Origin of the sequence: Idiomarina zobellii (genome assembly GCF_900100855.1) — a bacterium.
Classification (GTDB): domain Bacteria; phylum Pseudomonadota; class Gammaproteobacteria; order Enterobacterales; family Alteromonadaceae; genus Idiomarina; species Idiomarina zobellii.
The window spans coordinates 26,470-44,326 of the sequence record NZ_FNCB01000010.1; the positions used below are offsets into that span (position 1 = coordinate 26,470).

A 17,857-nucleotide genomic window follows, 5' to 3' on the forward strand; every position below is an offset into this window, starting at 1 on the left:
ACACAGGAGAACGGGCGCAAATGTCACAGTCCAACATTATTGATGTCACCCTGCAGAACTTTCAGCAGGTGCTCTTAGAAGGCTCAAAAGAGAAACTGGTTATTATCGACTTTTGGGCTGACTGGTGCGAGCCATGCAAGCAGCTAATGCCAGTGTTGGAAAAGTTGGCGGGCGAATACAACGACCAGGTTATTCTGGCTAAAATAAACTGCGACGACCAACAAGAATTGGCCATGCAGTTTGGTATCCGTAGCCTTCCAACTGTGGCTTTCTTCAAAAACGGTGAGCCGGTCGATAGCTTTGGTGGTGTTAAAACCGAAGGCGAAATTCGGGAAATTTTGAGCAAACACCTACCCAGCCCGTCAGATAACCTGATTCAACAGGCACAAGTAGCCATGGGTGAAGGCGATGCAAACAAAGCCTATACCTTGGCTAAGCAAGCCTATGACCTCGACAATACCGATATGGCAGCCGTTAAGTTGCTCGCTGAAGCGGCGGTCGACGCCGGTCGATTAGACCAGGCGAAAGAGCTTGTCGCTGCAATTCCTATGGTTGAGCAAGACAGTGACTATCAGCGCATTAAAGGCAAGCTAGAATTAGCGGAAGACGCTGCCGACTCTCCGGAACTTCGCGCTTTGCAGGATCAAGCCGAGCAAAACCCAGATGACTTATCGCTGAAATTACAATTAGCCTTAAAGTTTCATGAAGCGAACCGCGATGAGGAAGCTCTGCAACTGGTGTTTACCGTGTTAACGAAAGACGTCAATTTTGAAGGTGCGAAAAAATACGCACTGGACATTATTAATTCGTTACCCGATGGTGATCCGCTCGCAGCGACCTATCGTAGAAAACTCTACAGCATGATGTATTAGGCTGTTCACTAGCAACGATCTTGGCCGGCTCCCTCAGCCGGCCCTTTTTTTGGTACTAACTGACTAACCCCATGCAGCAAATTTATCAGAGCCAGGTTAACTCCGGAAAACTGAACGAAGACTCATTTCAACGCGAAGCGGTCACCGCATTGCAGCAGCGTCTTGATGCTATTCGGAAGAACAGCCAGGCGCCCATAAAAAGCTTGTACTTCTACGGCCCTGTCGGTCGCGGAAAAACCATGCTAATGGATATGTTTTCCGAACAGCTACGCTCACTTTCAACAGCCAATTCATCGTTTATAAGGCTGCACTACCACCACTTTATGGCCAGAGTTCATGATGCACTTAATGGTTTGCAGGGCGAGGAAAACCCAATGCAACAAGTTGCAAAAGAGTGGGCCAACGAATATTCGATTATCTGCCTGGACGAATTTTTTGTAGAAGACATTGGCGACGCCATGATTCTGGCTCGCCTTTGGGAAAGCTTGTTTGCTGAGGGCGTGACATTAATTACAACGTCTAACGCGCCTCCTGCCGAACTGTATAAAGACGGCTTGGCTCGACACCGCTTTGAACCGACTATTGAGCTTTTAAACAGTCAGTGCGAACTCATTGACTTAGGTTTTGGCACTGATTACCGGCGAATTAACCATACTGACATGCCGCTTTATCTTATTGAGGGACAACCTGAAGAATTAAAAACTTTGGCCGAGACGCGCTGTGGCACGGTAGAGCCAGCCGAAAGCGTCTCAATAATGAACCGAAGTATTCCTTGCTTGTGGGGCAATAAAAAAATAATTGGCTTTGACTTCATGAGCTTATGCTCTGGTCCCAGAAGCCAGCGTGACTACATGGAACTGGCCGATAAATATTCCGCCATAGCCGTTCAAAATGTGCCTGCCTTTACCTACGTTCCCGACAAAGAGTTGGTGCATGGCGTCGAAGAAACCTACCAGCGGGAACACGACGCAAAGCTTATCAGTAAGCTCGATAATGAAGCTCGCCGCTTTATCGCACTTGTCGACGAATGCTATGACCGCGGCTGCAGATTGCTTATAACAGCAGAAGTCAGTGTTGAGCAACTGTATCAGGCACGACAGCTTGCCTTCCCATTCAGACGCTGTGTGTCGCGTCTTTTCGAAATGCAGCATTGGTAGGGGAAACACGCCGGTAAAAAGACGCCAATCTGTTCCAGAGAGTAGAATTCCCTGTATTTACCAGCGTGTTAAAACAGGGTTAGAAAAAGGTTACATGAGTTTTAACATTTTCCAATATAGCATTTGTAATGGATGTTAATAATTTTTTTAGCACTCAGGTCAGACTTGCCAATATTCACGACGTATTCACTCATCCGCTGCTTGCCGTTAACGTTACCCCTTGCTAGGATTGCTGGAATTTAAAAATTGATGCTTACAAAGCACCTCAAGATAATAACGATAACAAGAAGGTCAGAATGAGCGAACAACGCGATCAATTCAGCTCTAAAATTGGATTTATACTTGCCGCGGCAGGCTCTGCCGTTGGTATCGGAAACTTAGTTGGCTTCCCTGTTGCCGCAACAAAAAACGGTGGTGGTGCCTTTCTTATTATTTATGCTTTGTTCGTTGCCTTTATCTGCCTGCCTGTCATGCTGGCAGAAATGGGGCTGGGCCGCCGCGCACAAAAAAGCCCACTAGGGTCCTATCAAGCATTATCACCAGACAATAAAGGCTGGCATATCGCGGGGCTACTGGCCGTTATTACGCCCTTTATGATTGCCGTATTCTATATGGTCATTACCGTATGGATATTCGGCTATTTATGGCACTCAGTAACCGGCAACCTGGCGATGTTAGCCGACCCGGAATACTTCGGGCAGTTTGTGAATGATTACGGTTTTGTTGGCTTCCTGGTGGCAGTTACCGTCATTATTAACGTGATTCTGGTAGGAGGCGTTCGCAAAGGCATCGAAAAAGCTGCCAAGTTCCTGATGCCAGCTCTTTTTATTATGCTGGTATTGCTGGTCATTTTCGTTTTATCACTGGACAACGCAGCGTTGGGTGTTGAGTTTTACTTGGTCCCTGACTTCTCAAAAATTGACGGCTCCGTTATCAATGGTGCACTGGCACAAGCTTTCTTCTCATTATCTCTGGGTATGGGTATTCTGATTACTTACGGCTCTTATTTCAGCCGCCGCGACGATATTGTAACCTCAGGAAAGTTAGTTGCACTCACCGATACCGCTGTAGCATTTACCGCCGGCTTAATGACTCTGCCCGCTATTTTTGCGATAAACCCGAACACCAACCCGGACACGCTGAGCGACTCGTCAGTCAGTATGATTTTCTCCTTCTTCCCACAAATTTTTGTGGCATTAGAAGGCGTTGTCGGGTATTTCGGTGCCAGCTTAGCCGCGACTGTCTTCTTTTTGCTGACGTTTATTGCAGCTATTACGTCACTGGTATCGATACTGGAAGTACCAACGGCAGCCATTATTGAAAAAGCAAAGTTCAGCCGGAAAAAGACTCTGCTGGTTATGGGTTTTGCCGTTACCGTACTTACACTAATAGCAGCCACCTCATTTGGTTTTATACCAGCATTTACTGAGTTCACATCATACGCCGGGCAAACGAAATCGGTTTTTGACGTTATTTACGACGTCTTTTACGACACCATATTGCCGCTAAATGGTCTGCTTATCTGCTTGTTTGTGACTCTACACTGGCGCAAAAAAGGGTTAGAAGACGAACTGTCAGAAGGCAACCCGAATTATAGAAATACACTACTAGCCAAATATGTGCGTATTTCTATCAGCACCTTTATTCCGTTAATTCTGGCGGTGGTTTTCATTAATACAGTACTGACAAAATTTGTCGGGTTTTCACTATTTTAATGGCAGAGTGTTGTAAGTAATGGAACGTGGCAGTTTTCGACAGCTAAAACTGCTGCAAACAGCGAGTCAATGGCAGCAAGCCTGCCAGACTCGCTCTTCTCAAAGTCTTATTCTTTCCCCAGAGGACCCAGGTGCTGATGCACACCTCAACCGATACAGAGACTACCTGGGTCATGAATTTGAAAGCGTCCTTCTCGATTGTCAGGCGGGCTTAAATGCGGATGCAATTTGTGCGCTGTGCGGCACTATTGTTGGTGGCGGAGAGTTAATCATTCTTTTGCCCAGTGACAATTCAGCTATGGTCGAACGGCTTCTGAACTTTGCGAGTCAGTATTTTAGTAATAATGCGCTGCCTGCGAACGCTTCTGAGAGTTTTAAAAAAGCCCAAACAGAACATCAGGCACTGGTAGAAGTGCTGACCAGTGAATTTATCAATGAAGACTCCCTACACACGCACATCCTTGTTGCTGAACGAGGCCGTGGAAAAAGCACCCTGCTCGGCAAAGCATTAGCCGAAGTGAGTGCAACCTGCGCTGAAACTGAAATCATTGTTACTGCACCGAGAAAAGCCAATGCTCAGGTTTTACTGAAGCAAGCGCCAACCGCCACCTTTAAGGCCTGGGATAAGCTACTGGAACAACCCGGGGACTCGACTAAGCAGTTGATTATCGATGAAGCCGCCGGCATTCCTTTATGGGCCATAGAAACACTTTGCCAGAAGTTTACGCCGTGGTTATTAGCAACTACTGTGGCGGGCTACGAGGGCTGCGGCCGGGGCTTTGCCATACACTTTCAGCAATGGGCAGAAAAACACTTGCCTAAAGTTAAGAATCATCGTTTATCAGCACCGATGCGCTGGCCGGAAAATGACCCTTTAGAGCATTGGTTAACTGACACGTTTTTAATGGATGAAACCACTACTGCGTTAACACCGGAGCTGGCTGACGGGCAGTTTATTGAGCATGCTTCGCAACTGCAGGAAAACACCTTACGTCAGTGCTTCCAGCTGCTCTTAAATGCTCATTACCAAAGCAGTCCTAATGACCTCAACCTACTATTGAGTGACCCGTTACATCGGCTGGCTTACACTCGCCAGAACGGAGAAGTAGTTGCTGTTGCCTGGCTTATTGAAGAAGGCCCTGTTCCAAAAGAGCTGCACACACCTATTTTACAGGGTAAACGACGCCCTAAAGGAAACCTGCTGCCACAAGCCATTGGCTATTTTTTACAACAGACTTGGGCTCTAAGCACATGCTGGCTGAGAGTTGCTCGTATCGCTGTGCCCGCCGGCCTCCGTCATCAGGGATATGCCTCTGAGTTGCTCGATTTTATTCGGCAACACCCCAGCTACAAACATATTGATAAAATAGGCACCAGCTTTGCGTGGGAGCCCGGAGTTGCGAAGTTTTGGGAAGCTAATGGTTTTGTGCCATGGCGTACCAGCCACCGACTCGACAGCGTATCGGCACGCCCCGCCGCTATTTATGTCAGAGCCGACAGTATGGGTGATGGCTCAAGCTCAAACACCTCTCTTACTGACGACATTAGTCAGTGGGCTAAGGCTGAACAGAATTGGCTTATAAACGCTCACTCTAAGATACCAAAAAACCTTATCACTAATCCGCTCCTTCATTTGTTGGTGAAGACCTACGTGAACGGACACATTCCATTTGACGCTGCCCACTTTGCTTTGGTTGTGTACTACCAGAATAAACGCCCGACCGACGAACTGACTCAATATTTGAGCCGGCCATCATGCTCTCTGAAACAGCTAGCCCAGCTCTATGGTTGCGCCTCGAAACAACAAGCGAACGTAAAACTGCGTAAAGATACCGCTCCGCTTGTCTAATGTGACTTGTTGTTTTCACCACAACTTTCTATGATCAAGTCAGTCTTAACAAAGGGGAAGGCAATGACTCGATATTCATCAATCCGTGTATTACTGGCTACGCTCTCTGGCGCTCTTATTCTAAGCGCATGCAGCTCTCAGCCAAAGCCTCAGCAGCAGTCGCCTTATGGGTTTCCGCAAACCAAAACGGTTGACCAAACAGACAACTATCACGGCACCACTGTTGCTGACCCATACCGCTGGCTGGAGAACCTCCGCTCGAAAAAGGTTTCCCAGTGGGTCAATAGTCAAAACGAGTTCTCAACACCTTATTTGCAGAAACTTCCCGCCTACAATGACCTGAAGCAACGATTAACCGAGCTTTGGAACTACAAAAAAATAGGCACGCCATTTCAATACGCGAATCGATACTTTTACTTTGCTAACGACGGTCTGCAAAGCCAGGACATTCTCTACACAATGACGGACTTAGAGAGCGCCCCGGAAGTATTAATTGACCCGAATAAACTCAGCGAAGACGGCACGTTATCACTAGCCAGAATACAAGTGTCCCCTAACGCAAAGTATATCGCTTACGCGGTTTCAGAAAAGGGTAGCGACTGGACTGAAATTCACATTAAAAATATTGAGTCTGGCAAGACTTTGTCCGATAAAATAAGTGGCGTTAAATTCTCCAATATCGCTTGGCTGCCAAACGAAACCGGCTTCTATTACAGCCGCTATCCTCAAAATGCTAATGGAAAATACGACGACTCAAAGCCAGTGAGTGTTTACTTTCACAGCTTGGGCCGCTCTCAAAGTGATGACGAATTGATCTTCGCGTTACAGAATCAACCTAGCTGGAACCCATATCCGGAGGTGACACATGACGGTCGCTATTTATTAATCAATGTGTCTTCCGGGTATGATGCTAACGCTGTTTTCAGCCGCCCATTAGCCGAGGACAGCGAACCTTTCACCGGACTGTTAACCAAATGGGATGGCCAGTATGATTACGTGACCAGTCATGACAGTAAGCTATATTTCCGGACTACCGCCCAGGCCCCAAGGGGTCGGGTTATAGCTATTGATATGAACAGCAAGGGTGATGACAACTGGTCTGAAATAATTCCTGAAAGCACACATACATTGACCTCAATCTCCGCGGTCAACGGCCAACTCTTTGCTCACTATTTGCAAAACGCGCATTCCCGTGTCGGAATTTTTGACCTCAAAGGTCAAGTGTTGCAGGAGCTTGCTCTGCCCGGCATCGGCACCGTCTCAGGCTTTAACGGGTCGCCGTCAGCTAAAGACACCTTTTTCAGTTTTTCAGGTTTTACCGAACCTGGAAAAATTTACCGATACCAAGTAGAGCAACAGCGCACAACTTTGTGGCAGGAAGTCGAATTTCCGGCCGAACTTGAGTCATACGAAACGCATCAAGTGGTCTACGAGAGTAAAGACGGCACAGAAATCCCTATGTTTCTGGTGCACTCTCAAGACGTGGAACTGGACGGAAGTAACCCCACGCTGCTGTATGGTTATGGTGGTTTTAATATCTCTTTAACGCCCGAATTTAAAGCCGACCGTATTGCCTGGTTGGAAATGGGCGGTGTGTTGGCAATACCTAATTTGCGAGGCGGTGGCGAATTTGGCGAAACATGGCATCAGGCTGGCACAAAAGCTAACAAGCAAAGGGTATTTGATGACTTTATCGCCGCCGCAGAGTGGCTAATTAAGAACAACTATACCAACAAAGACAAGCTCGCTATCCATGGCCGCAGTAATGGAGGGTTATTGGTAGGCGCTACTCTGACACAACGACCAGAGTTATTCGCCGCAGCCGTACCAGCGGTTGGCGTATTGGACATGCTGCGTTATCACTTGCCCAATGCAAACGCACGCGGCTGGAGTAGTGAGTTTGGTCTGAGTGAAAATGCCGATGAGTTCACTGCTTTATATGAGTACTCTCCGGTTCATAACACGAAACAAGGCACTTGCTACCCGGCGACCCTCGTCACCACCGCGAATAACGACAACCGAGTCGCTCCATGGCACAGCTATAAGTTTGCGGCGGCACTTCAGGAGGACCAAGGGTGCAATAACCCAATACTTCTCAATGTTGAAACTCGTGCAGGTCATGGTGCAGGCACACCTACGTGGATGAAAATTGAATCAGCCGCTGAGAAGTGGGCTTTTTTAAACGAACAACTCGGCATCAATAAAGAACAGAGAAGCTCTGCTTCTCAATGATGATTTTCAAAAAATGTGCTATCTTTCGCGGCAATCTTATTCGTAAAATAAGTCCGTTAACGATTTCTGTGAAGGATAGCATTCATGTCTAAAGTTCTTATTATTGGCGCTGGCGGTGTTGCTGGTGTTGTTGTTCAAAAATGTGCGAAATTACCGGAAGTTTTTTCTGAAATACACTTAGCCAGCCGCACCTTGTCAAAGTGTCAGGCACTTCAGGAAAAAGCCGGCAAAGATCGCGTTGTTGGCGTGTATCAGGTTGATGCTGATGACGCAGCAGAAGTCGCCGAGCTTATTCGCGGCATTAACCCGTCGCTGGTTATTAATGTTGCCCTGCCTTACCAGGACTTGCCAATTATGGATGCGTGCTTAGAAACAGGCGTTCACTACTTAGATACCGCCAACTACGAGCCTAAAGACGAAGCAAAATTCGAATACTCGTGGCAGTGGGCGTATCAGGACAAATTTAAAGAAAAAGGCTTAATGGCGCTTTTAGGTGCTGGCTTTGATCCGGGCGTAACCAACGTATTTACCGCTTACGCCGCCAAGCATTACTTCGACGAAGTGCATTACTTAGACATTGTTGACTGCAACGGTGGTGATCACGGTCAGGCCTTTGCAACTAACTTTAACCCGGAAATTAACATCCGCGAAATTACTCAACGCGGCAAATACTGGGAAAATGGTGAGTGGCACGAAACAGACCCTATCAGTGTTCGTAAAGACTTAGACTACCCAAATGTTGGCGTGCGTCCTTCGTACTTGCTGTTCCACGAAGAGTTAGAGTCTCTGGTTAAACACTTCCCAACTATTAAGCGTGCGCGCTTCTGGATGACCTTCGGTGACCAATACCTGACGCATTTGCGTGTATTAGAAAACGTAGGCATGACCTCTATTGAACCTGTTGAGTTTGAAGGCAAGAAAATTGTGCCTCTGGAGTTTCTGAAAGCTGTATTGCCAAACCCTGGTTCATTAGCGGAAGGTTACACCGGCAAAACCTGTATCGGTACCTACGTTACCGGCATGAAAGACGGTAAAGAAAAGACCATTTTCATCTACAACAACTGTGACCACGCCGAAACTAATAAAGAAGTTGGCGCACAGGCTGTATCTTACACCACGGGCGTGCCTGCCATGATAGCCGCTTCATTAATGCTGCAAGGCGAGTGGATGAAACCCGGCGTATGGAACATGGAGCAGTTTGACCCGGATGAGTTCATGAACCGTCTGAATCAATACGGTTTACCATGGCACGTTCAAGAATGCGACAAGCCGTTTGAGAAGTAAGTGAGTCACTGATGAGCCATTATTTATTGCCGGATATTCCGTCGCCATGCTACGTGCTGGATGAGAAATTGCTACGCCGCAACCTCGAACTTATGCAATACGTTCAGGAAAAAAGCGGTGCGGATATTATTCTTGCACTGAAAGGCTACTCAATGTGGTCCGCGTTTCCGCTGATTAAGCAATATTTGAAAGGCTGTACAGCCAGCTCGGTATGGGAAGCCAAACTGGCCGCCTATGAGTTTGGTCGTGAAGTGCACGCTTATGCGCCGGCATACAAACAAGGCGATATTGATGAGCTCCTGCCATTAGTAAACCACTTGTCCTTTAATAGCGTGACTCAGTGGCAGCGCTACCATGAACAAGTAGCTGAAGCTGGCGTTTCTATTGGCTTACGTATAAACCCGGAGCACCAGGAGGCAGACACTGAGCTGTACGATCCCAGTGCACCGGGATCACGCTTAGGAATTAGAGCCAGCGAGCTTAGCCAGCATGATTTAACGGGGGTTGAGGGCTTACACGTTCACAACTTGTGCGAGTGTGACTCTTTCGCTTTAGAACGTACGCTGGAAGCTGTAGAAAGCCGCTTCGGCGAACAGTTAAAACAGGTTAAATGGCTTAATTTAGGTGGTGGTCATTTAATGACTCGCGAAGGGTACGATGTCGAACACCTCATAAGCCAACTTAAACGCCTACGTGAGACCTATGACCTTCAGGTAATTCTGGAGCCGGGCTCTGCGGTTGCCTGGCAAACCGGTCCGTTAGTTTGCGAAGTGGTGGATATTGTTGACAACAATGGTCCTATCGCCTTGCTTGATATCTCAGCAACGGCGCATATGCCTGACGTATTAGAGATGCCTTATCGGCCAGCAATTACTGATGCCGGGCTGCCAGGAGAAAAAGCCTTCAGTTATCGCTTAGGGGGTAATAGTTGCCTGGCCGGTGATGTCATTGGTGAATACAGCTTTGATCAAGCATTGGCCGTTGGTGACCGCCTCATATTTGAAGACATGATGCATTACACCATGGTGAAAACGACATTTTTCAATGGTGTACAGCACCCGGCTATCGGAATACTGCATGAAGACGGGCGTTTTGACTGCATACGAGAGTTCAGTTACGAAGACTTTCGCAGTCGACTTTCATAGTCCTTAAGAAAACGTTAAAGCGGCCACTATTCCAGTGGCCGTTTTGCTTTTTCCACCACGGAAGGTGGCATGCGTTCTGACAGTTGCGCCAGTTGCTGCTGAATTTCCCGATGCTTACCAGAATCACCTGTTACTGAATTGTGCAGCCAATGGTAGGCATTTTCGTAGTCATAAGGGCTGCCATGATCATTCAGTAAAATACTGGCAAAACGCTGCTGAGCACGAAGGTTTCCTAAAGAAGCGGCCTCACGCAAGTATAAAATAGCGCGTTCAATATCCTGCTGTACGAGCCTTCCTTCATGATAGTAACGCCCCAGTTGCTCCAACGCCTCGACTAACCCCTGCTCTGCCGCTTTTTCCATATACAGCAAACCAATTTTAGGGTCCCTGTCATAGCAAATACCCCATGCTTTCATATCGCCATAAAGAAATTGGTACGTCGGACGGCGTTCAAGCTCTGCCTGAGCCTCAATATCCTGGGCTAACTGACAACGGTCAACATCGCGAACCTGAGTAATGTGTTCATTTGTGGCAAACATTTCCACCAGCTCAGCATCAGAATATAGCTGAACCGCTTCTATGTCCTGAGACTTTGCAGGTAAGGCAAATAAGACACCGCTTAGTACGGCCGCGATTATCGCTGCTTTATGCCACGTCATGTTCTACTCCAGTTCGCTTAATCAGTCACTACTGTCCGTTATCGGCACAAAGTCGTAAACCCTTAAAGGTTAAGTCATCAATGCGACAGATATTACCACTCAAATGAGAAGCCAGCTGTTCGCTGTCGCCACCGGTGACAACAACGGTAAACGCCTCATCGTTAAATAACGAGGGAGAGAGTTTGGCCGCCTCGTAAACAACCCCAATTAAGCTAGCCTCAATGCCATGCAGCATGCCTTCACGGGTACTGACCCCGGGCTCGAGTTTTGCCTGAGCGCTCTGCTCGATAGGCACGTTACCTAACTGCGCAGTGCCCTGACCAAGCGCATTCAGCATTAACTGCCGACCGGGTACTATCCAGCCGCCTAAATGTTGTCCGTCGCGGGTTAGCCAGTCCACAGTCAATGCCGTGCCGGCATCAATAATAACCGCATGCCCGGTAATCGCTTTATGACAGCCTAACAAAGCCAACCAACGGTCAGCGCCTAAAGCTTCAGGCTTCTCCCGGTACGCGTTCACCACCCCTAACTGAGTCGCGCGAGTACGTTGCCAGCGCACGTTAATTCCAAGTTCGGCCAGCGACTGATTCAATGTATCAACCACCTGCACAGACGCCACGCTCACCCCTAGAGCTTCTTTGGTGTCTTCGAGTTGTTCACTGTTAATAACACCCAGCAAAATATCCTTTAACGAGCGACTTAAATCATTCAACCAATGTTGATGCTCAATAGCCCCCAGCCACTGAATAGAGTCAGTATGCTTGTCCCACCAAGCGAACTTACACCGTGTGTTACCAGCGTCAATGAGTAGCATCTAATGTCCCTACTGTTGTAATCGTAAACTAATTTCACCGCCGAAGTAGCGCTTCACGCCGGTCTCGTCCTGCACCAGCAAGGCACCGTTTTCATCGATACCACGGCAGGTCCCGACACATTCGCGCTGCCCCATAACGAGACGTACCGGCTTATCGAGAAATTGGTCATAAGCACGCCAGCGTTCCTGGAATACACTGAGCCCTGCCGCATCATATTCCGACAAGCACGCAAGAACCGAATCTCTAACCCGTGCCGCTATCAGGTTGCGGGACATGATAGTGGGTATTTCACTGCTTATATCAGTCCATGCCTGGTCAATATGTTGCGCCACACTTTCCGGCATTTTCAGGTTAATCCCAATGCCAATAATGCTGTGCGCAGATCCGTCCGCCAGTGTTTCTAAGTCAACTAAAATACCAGACACTTTTTTGCCTTTTATATAGACATCATTCGGCCACTTTAGACCAACACCTTCAATTCCCAGGGACCCAAAACACTCGGCTAAGGCTACACCAACGGCCAGACTCAAGCCCATAGCACCGTGTATGCCCTCTGCCAGGGGCCAGTAAACACTGAAATATAAGTTACTTCCAAATGGCGATATCCAGCGCTTACCCCGCCTTCCCCTGCCTGCTGTCTGAGCTTCTGCAAACACCGAATACCCGGCCGCTAACTTTTGTTCCTGCGCCAGCAGTTTGAGCTCATCATTACTTGAGTCGACAACCGAATAAACCGCAAAATCAGGTTCGTTACTGAAGTGCTCAGTGGCTTGTTTTATCTTTTCTTTGTCCAGCAGCTCCAGCTGCTGAGACAGTTTGTAACCTTTACCGCTAACCGAAAAAAGTTCGAGACCGAGCTCTTCTAACTTATGAATATGCTGGTTCACCGCCGCTCTGGAAATGCTCAACTGCTCCCCCAGCGACTGACCGGAGTGAAATTCGCCATCTGATAATTGCTGAATCAGCTGATCAAGTCGCTGTGACTGCTTCATTATGCTCGTTCCTTGTTCTTTGAAGCGTTCATAAGTCAATGAGTCCGTGAGCGCCTACCAGCCGAACTTCCGGCTCAAGTGTGACGCCCGTTACTTCAAAGACTCTGTCTTGAATTTCTTGCGCTAACGCCACTAACTCAGAGCCCTGAGCTTGGCCGTTATTAATTAGGACCAAAGCTTGTTGAGGGTTAACGCCAACATTCCCCACCGACAATGATTTCAAACCCAGTTTGTCGATAAGCCACCCCGCCGCCAGCTTCACTGAGCTGTCAGAAACAGGGTACGAGACTAATCCGGGCAGTTTAGCCTCCAGCGCTTTTAAGTGCTCCACCGATACCACCGGATTTTTAAAGAAACTGCCGGCATTGGGTGTCACAGCGGGATCCGGTAGTTTCCGCTGGCGAGTTTCAATCACTTTGTCAAAGACAGCCTGTGCAGTCACCGGCGCAGACAGTTCATTTAGCGGTGCGTAATGCGTCACCGGCTGCCACTTTTTAGGCAAAAGAAAGCTGACTTCGGTGATAAGCCAGCGGCCCGGCGTTTGTTTGAAAATACTGTCGCGATATCCAAACTCACAGTCCGAAGGCGTAAAATAAGCCCAGTGACGTTTTTCAACGTCCCATGCGGTCACCAGCTCAATGAACTGCGATACTTCAACACCATAAGCGCCAATATTTTGCACAGGTGCGGCTCCGACAGAGCCAGGGATCAGCGCCAGGTTTTCCAGCCCATTAATATCCATTGAGCGCAACTGCGACACCAGCTCATGCCAGTTTTCTCCGCCTGCAACCGTTACCCTTGTGTACTCAGGGAAGTCGTCAACTTGAACACCTTTCAGGGCATTATGGATAACCGTCCCCTGGAAGTCTTCAATAAACGCCGTATTACTTCCTTCGCCTAATAGGTACCAAGGCTCTTGCGGTTCCAGTGTCATAAGATTATCGGCACTGTTCACCTCAACGAAGTCGAAACACTGTGCCGGCAGACGAAATGTGTGTAAATTCGATAAATCCCTCAAGCGAGGCCTCGTAATATTGCGGGTTATTTTCGCATGCTAATATATTTCAAAAACGCTTTTAACGCAGCCGGTTTTACGGGTTTTGGTAAAAACTGCAGGCCTAATTTTCGTGCGGATTGTTTCACCGCGTCATCACTCATGGCTGTCACTAACGCGGTGGGCACTTTACGCTGCCACTGTTCCCACAAAGTTTCAGCCAACGACAGGCCGTCCCCGTCGCCTAACTGATAATCAACCAGTATGCCGTGCGGCGGCTCATCAGGGGTGCTCTTAGCGTAATCAACCGCCTTAGCAAAACTATTGAAGGTTACCGCTTCGCAGTCCCATTTATTCAGCAATGCACTCACCGCATTCAGGTTTTCATTGTCGTCGTCCACAACCAATAAGCGTAATGACGCATTGGGTCCCTCATCGAGCTTACGTTTCGGTTTATCAATAACTTGAGCTGCATTGCCCAAAGGCACTCTAACCGAAAACCGCGAGCCTTCGCCTTCAACAGAGGTCACTTCCACGTCACAGCCCAGTTGCTCACCCATGCGCTGAGCTACACTTAAGCCTAATCCGACGCCTTCAACGTTCTGATTCTGAATACGGTAGAACGCATCAAAAACCTTATCTTGCTGTTGCGCGGCTATACCAGGGCCGGTATCCCAAACCGATATCTCCAGTTCATCGCCTTTTTTACGAACGCCCAATAAAACGCTGCCTTTTGGGGTGTACTTAATCGCATTAGAAAGGAAGTTTTGTACAATACGCCGCAAGTACGTTGGGTCCGTAAATACCGGCCGGTCGACATAAAAGGCTCTGAAGTCCAACTGTTTTTGATCGGCCAGCACCGCATACTCTTCCACCAACGGCTTAAGAACCGAGCTTAGTTGCACATGCCGGAATTTAGGCTGCAACGCCCCCTGGTCCATTTTGGCAATGGAAAGCAGCGTAGAAAGCAAATGTTCGGTTGAGCCAAGCGCCGTATCGAGCTTACCCAATAACTGCTGGTTTTTATCAGACAGCTCTTTTTCATGTATCGCCGACAAATACAGGCGTGCAGCATTCAATGGCTGCAATATGTCATGGCTGGCAAGCGCCAGAAAACGTGTTTTTGAGGCATTTGCGGCCTCGGCTTCCGCTTTGGCTTTCTTAAGTTCCTCTTCCACCTCGCGCCGCCGGTCAATTTCTGCCGTTAACTCTTGGTTTATTTCACGGATTTCCTGTGTGCGTACGTCGACGCGTTGCTCAAGGTCGATATTGGCATCTTCAAGTGCCTGCTGGGTTTCAACGTGTTCAGTAATGTCCGTAAAACTGGTGACAAAGCCGCCAGTGGGTAATGGGTTCCCGACCATTTCGATGACACGACCGTCGGCTCGTCGGCGAATGAACCGATGCGCTGACCCCATTTGCATGTACCGCAAACGCTTATTAACAAGCTCATCGACGTCGCCCGGACCACACTCGCCCCGTTCCGCATTGTAGCGAATGAGAGTGGCAATTGGCTGCCCCGGTTTCACCATGCCTTCCGGATACTCAAACAAATCTAAATAGCGTTTATTCCAGGCAACCAACCTTAGGTCAGCGTCAACCACGCTAATACCCTGTGCCAGATTCTCAAGCGAGCTAAACAAAATAGACTGCTGGGTTTGCAGTGCCTGTGTCGTGTCATCGAAAAAGTGCACCACTTCTTCTAAGTTAAGCTGTTTATCGCGTAATGCCGCATCGACCAACGAGCGCGCCGTTGCTGACCCAAGAACACCGGCAATGGCTCGCTCTACAAAACTAATAAAGGACTGGTCTGCCAGCTCTTCTGGCAATAACTCTTTATCTTCTGGCTGCTGAAAGTACTGCATGAGCTGTTGTGCACGTTGGCCACCTAAGAAGGTTTTCAGCAACAGCATCATATCTGCGTTGGTTGCGTTATAGTCTTTATGCAGATGTTGCTGTTCCGGCAGTTGAGCTTTCGGTTTTACAAAAGCGGTTGCCTGAATGCGATCCACCAGTCTGGGTCGGGCCAACAACGAAAATGCGATAAAGCCAAACGCGTTCAGCGCCAACGATACAACGGTGCCCCGGGTTATAATTTCAACGTCGGTGAGCTCGGGGTAAGAATACAGCGGAATTAGCACCGCTAGCACCCAACCAATAGACCCCGCGCCAAGCCCCGCATAAACACCGCGAGCGTGCCCTTTTCGCCAATACAAAGCCCCCAGTAATGCCGGTAATAGCTGCAATACCAGCGAGAACGCTAGCAAGCCGATACTGACCAGATTGGTCTGTGCCGCCCAGAAGTAGTAACAAAAGAACGACAGCACCATTGTAACGGCAATAGCGACTCGACGAATGAGTAGCAGCGCCCGGTCATATTCGCGTTTACGTTGCTTTAACGGCAGCTTAGAGTCTCGTTGCAGCAGTATCGGCATGATAACGTCGTTGGTTATCATGGTACTTAACGTAACCGACGCAATAATCACCATGGCGGTAGCCGCAGAAATACCGCCGATAAAGATAATGAGCGACAACCACAGTTGGTCTTTAAGCAAAGGTAACTGCAATGAGAACGTTGAGCCGTCGCCGTTATTACCTAAGAAGAAACTGCCCGCAATGGCAATAGGAATAATAGCCGCAGCGGTCAGGCTAAGATAAAGAGGAAACCCCCAACGGGCAGTTTTTAAATGCCGAGTGTCGACGTTATCGACCACCGCCACATGAAACTGTCGGGGCAGACATAAAATCGCCCCCGCAGCCATTAGCGTTTGAACAATAAACTCAAACTCACCAAACTTGGCAAAAGACCACTGCGGAGCAGATACAGAAGTAAAGTTACTCAGTAACGACGGTGAAGGGTTCTCAGCAATAAGCGTCCAGGCAAACACTGCGGCAGCCATTAACGCCACCAGTTTTATCATCGACTCAACCGCAATAGCTAAAATCATGCCACTGCGATACTCAGTAACTTCCACGTGGCGTGTACCAAAGAGCATGGCAAATATGGCCATTAAAGCTGCTGCACCCAGCTCTTTAATTGAAAATTCAGACATGACACCGGTGCTCTCTGTCAGCACCGAAAAGCTCACACCCACCGCTTTTAGTTGCAAAGCGATATAAGGAATAATAGCTGTGGCGGCGATGGCTGTAACCGCAACGGCCAAACGCCTGCGTTTACCGAAACGAGATGAGATAAAATCGGCAATCGAGGTGATATTTTGCTGTTTACTGACCGAAACCAGTTTCTCTAAAACTCGAATGCCAAAAATAAAGAGTAAAATGGGCCCCAACAAAATGGGGAAAAACGCCCAACCCTCGGTGGCCGCATTACCCACAGCGCCATAGTAAGTCCAGGAGGTGCAATAAATGGCCAATGACATGGAGTAGATCATTGGCTTGTGGCTGATTTTATTCGCCCAGGATCCTAAACGATCACCCCAGGTCGCAATGGCGAACAGAAAAATGACATACGCCAGTGAGGCGAATACCAGCAGCCAGGTCATAACTGCAGACGTTCAGCGACCAGTACGGCTTGAGTACGGCTATAAACTCCGAGTTTACGGAAAATTGCCGTAATGTGAGCTTTGACAGTCGCTTCAGTAATATTTAACTGATAAGCGATTTGTTTGTTTAGTAGGCCTTCGTGTAAAAAATGAAGTACGCGGTATTGCTGCGGTGTCAATTCAGACACTTTACGCGCCAACTCCTGGTCTTCGTCAGATATGACATCCAGGCGCTCGCGGGACTCTTTAGGCACCCAGGTTTCGCCTTGCAAAATTGTGTCTATCGCTTCTGCTATTTCCACTGACGGCAATGACTTAGGAATAAACCCCAGCGCCCCAAAACCAATACATTTAGCAACAATTGACGCATCTTCACTGCCGGAAATGATAGCAACAGGCAATAACGGATAGTCTTCACGGACTCGAATAAGGCCGTATAAATCGCCACTGCCGGGCATATGCAAATCGAGCAGCAATAAGTCGACATCGTCGTCTTTGTTTAACGCCGCTAGTGTCGAATCCAGGTCTTCGGCTTCGCGTAAGGTAAGCTCAGAAAAGTGATTCGCGAGAGCGCCTTGCAGCGCCTCGCGAAACAGTGGGTGGTCATCTGCGATTAAAAATTTCGCCATGAGATTCCAAA

General features: G+C 48.3%; 13 protein-coding genes. 7 read left to right on the top strand and 6 right to left on the bottom strand.

Going from position 1 to position 17,857, the window contains the following annotated elements:
- Positions 1-20: 20 nt before the first annotated feature.
- From trxA to nspC, 7 genes are all read left to right on the top strand, one after another.
- Complete coding sequence (gene trxA / locus BLT32_RS09065; protein WP_053953987.1) at positions 21-872, top strand: thioredoxin; 852 nt, start codon at positions 21-23, stop codon at positions 870-872.
- Positions 873-943: 71 nt separating this feature from the next.
- Positions 944-2,029: a cell division protein ZapE gene (gene zapE, locus BLT32_RS09070; protein ID WP_053953986.1), complete on the top strand. Its 1,086-nt coding sequence runs from the start codon at positions 944-946 to the stop codon at positions 2,027-2,029.
- A gap of 296 nt (positions 2,030-2,325) precedes the next feature.
- Entirely contained in the window at positions 2,326-3,744 is a 1,419-nt protein-coding gene (locus tag BLT32_RS09075; protein WP_053953985.1) for a sodium-dependent transporter, read from the top strand.
- A 19-nt stretch (positions 3,745-3,763) separates the two neighbouring features.
- Complete coding sequence (locus tag BLT32_RS09080) at positions 3,764-5,593, top strand: tRNA(Met) cytidine acetyltransferase TmcA domain-containing protein (RefSeq protein ID WP_053953984.1); 1,830 nt, start codon at positions 3,764-3,766, stop codon at positions 5,591-5,593.
- A 63-nt stretch (positions 5,594-5,656) separates the two neighbouring features.
- Positions 5,657-7,825, top strand: a complete 2,169-nt coding sequence (locus BLT32_RS09085; protein ID WP_053953983.1) for a prolyl oligopeptidase family serine peptidase — start codon at positions 5,657-5,659, stop codon at positions 7,823-7,825.
- A gap of 84 nt (positions 7,826-7,909) precedes the next feature.
- On the top strand, positions 7,910-9,109 hold the full coding sequence (locus BLT32_RS09090) for a saccharopine dehydrogenase family protein (protein ID WP_053953982.1): 1,200 nt from the start codon (positions 7,910-7,912) through the stop codon (positions 9,107-9,109).
- Between the two features lie 11 nt (positions 9,110-9,120).
- Positions 9,121-10,254, top strand: coding sequence for a carboxynorspermidine decarboxylase (nspC, locus tag BLT32_RS09095; protein WP_053953981.1), 1,134 nt, complete (start codon positions 9,121-9,123; stop codon positions 10,252-10,254).
- Between the two features lie 26 nt (positions 10,255-10,280).
- On the opposite strand, the gene BLT32_RS09100 is transcribed toward nspC, so the two are convergent.
- The 6 genes from BLT32_RS09100 to BLT32_RS09125 are packed head-to-tail and all read right to left on the bottom strand — an operon-like array spanning position 10,281 to position 17,846.
- Positions 10,281-10,913, bottom strand: a complete 633-nt coding sequence (locus BLT32_RS09100) for a tetratricopeptide repeat protein (protein ID WP_053953980.1) — start codon at positions 10,911-10,913, stop codon at positions 10,281-10,283.
- 28 nt (positions 10,914-10,941) lie between these two features.
- Positions 10,942-11,727: a type III pantothenate kinase gene (locus BLT32_RS09105; protein WP_053953979.1), complete on the bottom strand. Its 786-nt coding sequence runs from the start codon at positions 11,725-11,727 to the stop codon at positions 10,942-10,944.
- Between the two features lie 9 nt (positions 11,728-11,736).
- Entirely contained in the window at positions 11,737-12,720 is a 984-nt protein-coding gene (birA, locus tag BLT32_RS09110) for a bifunctional biotin--[acetyl-CoA-carboxylase] ligase/biotin operon repressor BirA (RefSeq protein ID WP_053953978.1), read from the bottom strand.
- Positions 12,721-12,748: 28 nt separating this feature from the next.
- Positions 12,749-13,738 carry a UDP-N-acetylmuramate dehydrogenase gene (gene murB / locus BLT32_RS09115; protein ID WP_053953977.1) on the bottom strand — a complete coding sequence of 330 codons (990 nt, stop codon included), beginning with the start codon at positions 13,736-13,738 and terminating at the stop codon, positions 12,749-12,751.
- A gap of 23 nt (positions 13,739-13,761) precedes the next feature.
- Positions 13,762-17,217 (bottom strand): PAS domain-containing hybrid sensor histidine kinase/response regulator, encoded by a 3,456-nt coding sequence (locus tag BLT32_RS09120; RefSeq protein ID WP_053953976.1) that lies wholly within the window; start codon positions 17,215-17,217, stop codon positions 13,762-13,764.
- A complete protein-coding gene (locus BLT32_RS09125) occupies positions 17,214-17,846 on the bottom strand; it encodes a response regulator transcription factor (RefSeq protein WP_053953975.1) in 633 nt (210 codons plus the stop codon). Before BLT32_RS09125 ends, BLT32_RS09120 begins: the two co-directional genes overlap by 4 nt.
- Between the last annotated feature and the right edge of the window lie 11 nt (positions 17,847-17,857).

Bases quoted from the DNA above. Each gene is read 5' to 3' on its own strand.
- trxA (WP_053953987.1), top strand. From the start codon at position 21: ATGTCACAGTCCAACATTATTGATGTCACCCTGCAGAACTTTCAGCAG.
- zapE (WP_053953986.1), top strand. From the start codon at position 944: ATGCAGCAAATTTATCAGAGCCAGGTTAACTCCGGAAAACTGAACGAA.
- BLT32_RS09075 (WP_053953985.1), top strand. From the start codon at position 2,326: ATGAGCGAACAACGCGATCAATTCAGCTCTAAAATTGGATTTATACTT.
- BLT32_RS09080 (WP_053953984.1), top strand. From the start codon at position 3,764: ATGGAACGTGGCAGTTTTCGACAGCTAAAACTGCTGCAAACAGCGAGT.
- BLT32_RS09085 (WP_053953983.1), top strand. From the start codon at position 5,657: ATGACTCGATATTCATCAATCCGTGTATTACTGGCTACGCTCTCTGGC.
- BLT32_RS09090 (WP_053953982.1), top strand. From the start codon at position 7,910: ATGTCTAAAGTTCTTATTATTGGCGCTGGCGGTGTTGCTGGTGTTGTT.
- nspC (WP_053953981.1), top strand. From the start codon at position 9,121: ATGAGCCATTATTTATTGCCGGATATTCCGTCGCCATGCTACGTGCTG.
- BLT32_RS09100 (WP_053953980.1), bottom strand. From the start codon at position 10,913: ATGACGTGGCATAAAGCAGCGATAATCGCGGCCGTACTAAGCGGTGTC.
- BLT32_RS09105 (WP_053953979.1), bottom strand. From the start codon at position 11,727: ATGCTACTCATTGACGCTGGTAACACACGGTGTAAGTTCGCTTGGTGG.
- birA (WP_053953978.1), bottom strand. From the start codon at position 12,720: ATGAAGCAGTCACAGCGACTTGATCAGCTGATTCAGCAATTATCAGAT.
- BLT32_RS09120 (WP_053953976.1), bottom strand. From the start codon at position 17,217: ATGACCTGGCTGCTGGTATTCGCCTCACTGGCGTATGTCATTTTTCTG.
- BLT32_RS09125 (WP_053953975.1), bottom strand. From the start codon at position 17,846: ATGGCGAAATTTTTAATCGCAGATGACCACCCACTGTTTCGCGAGGCG.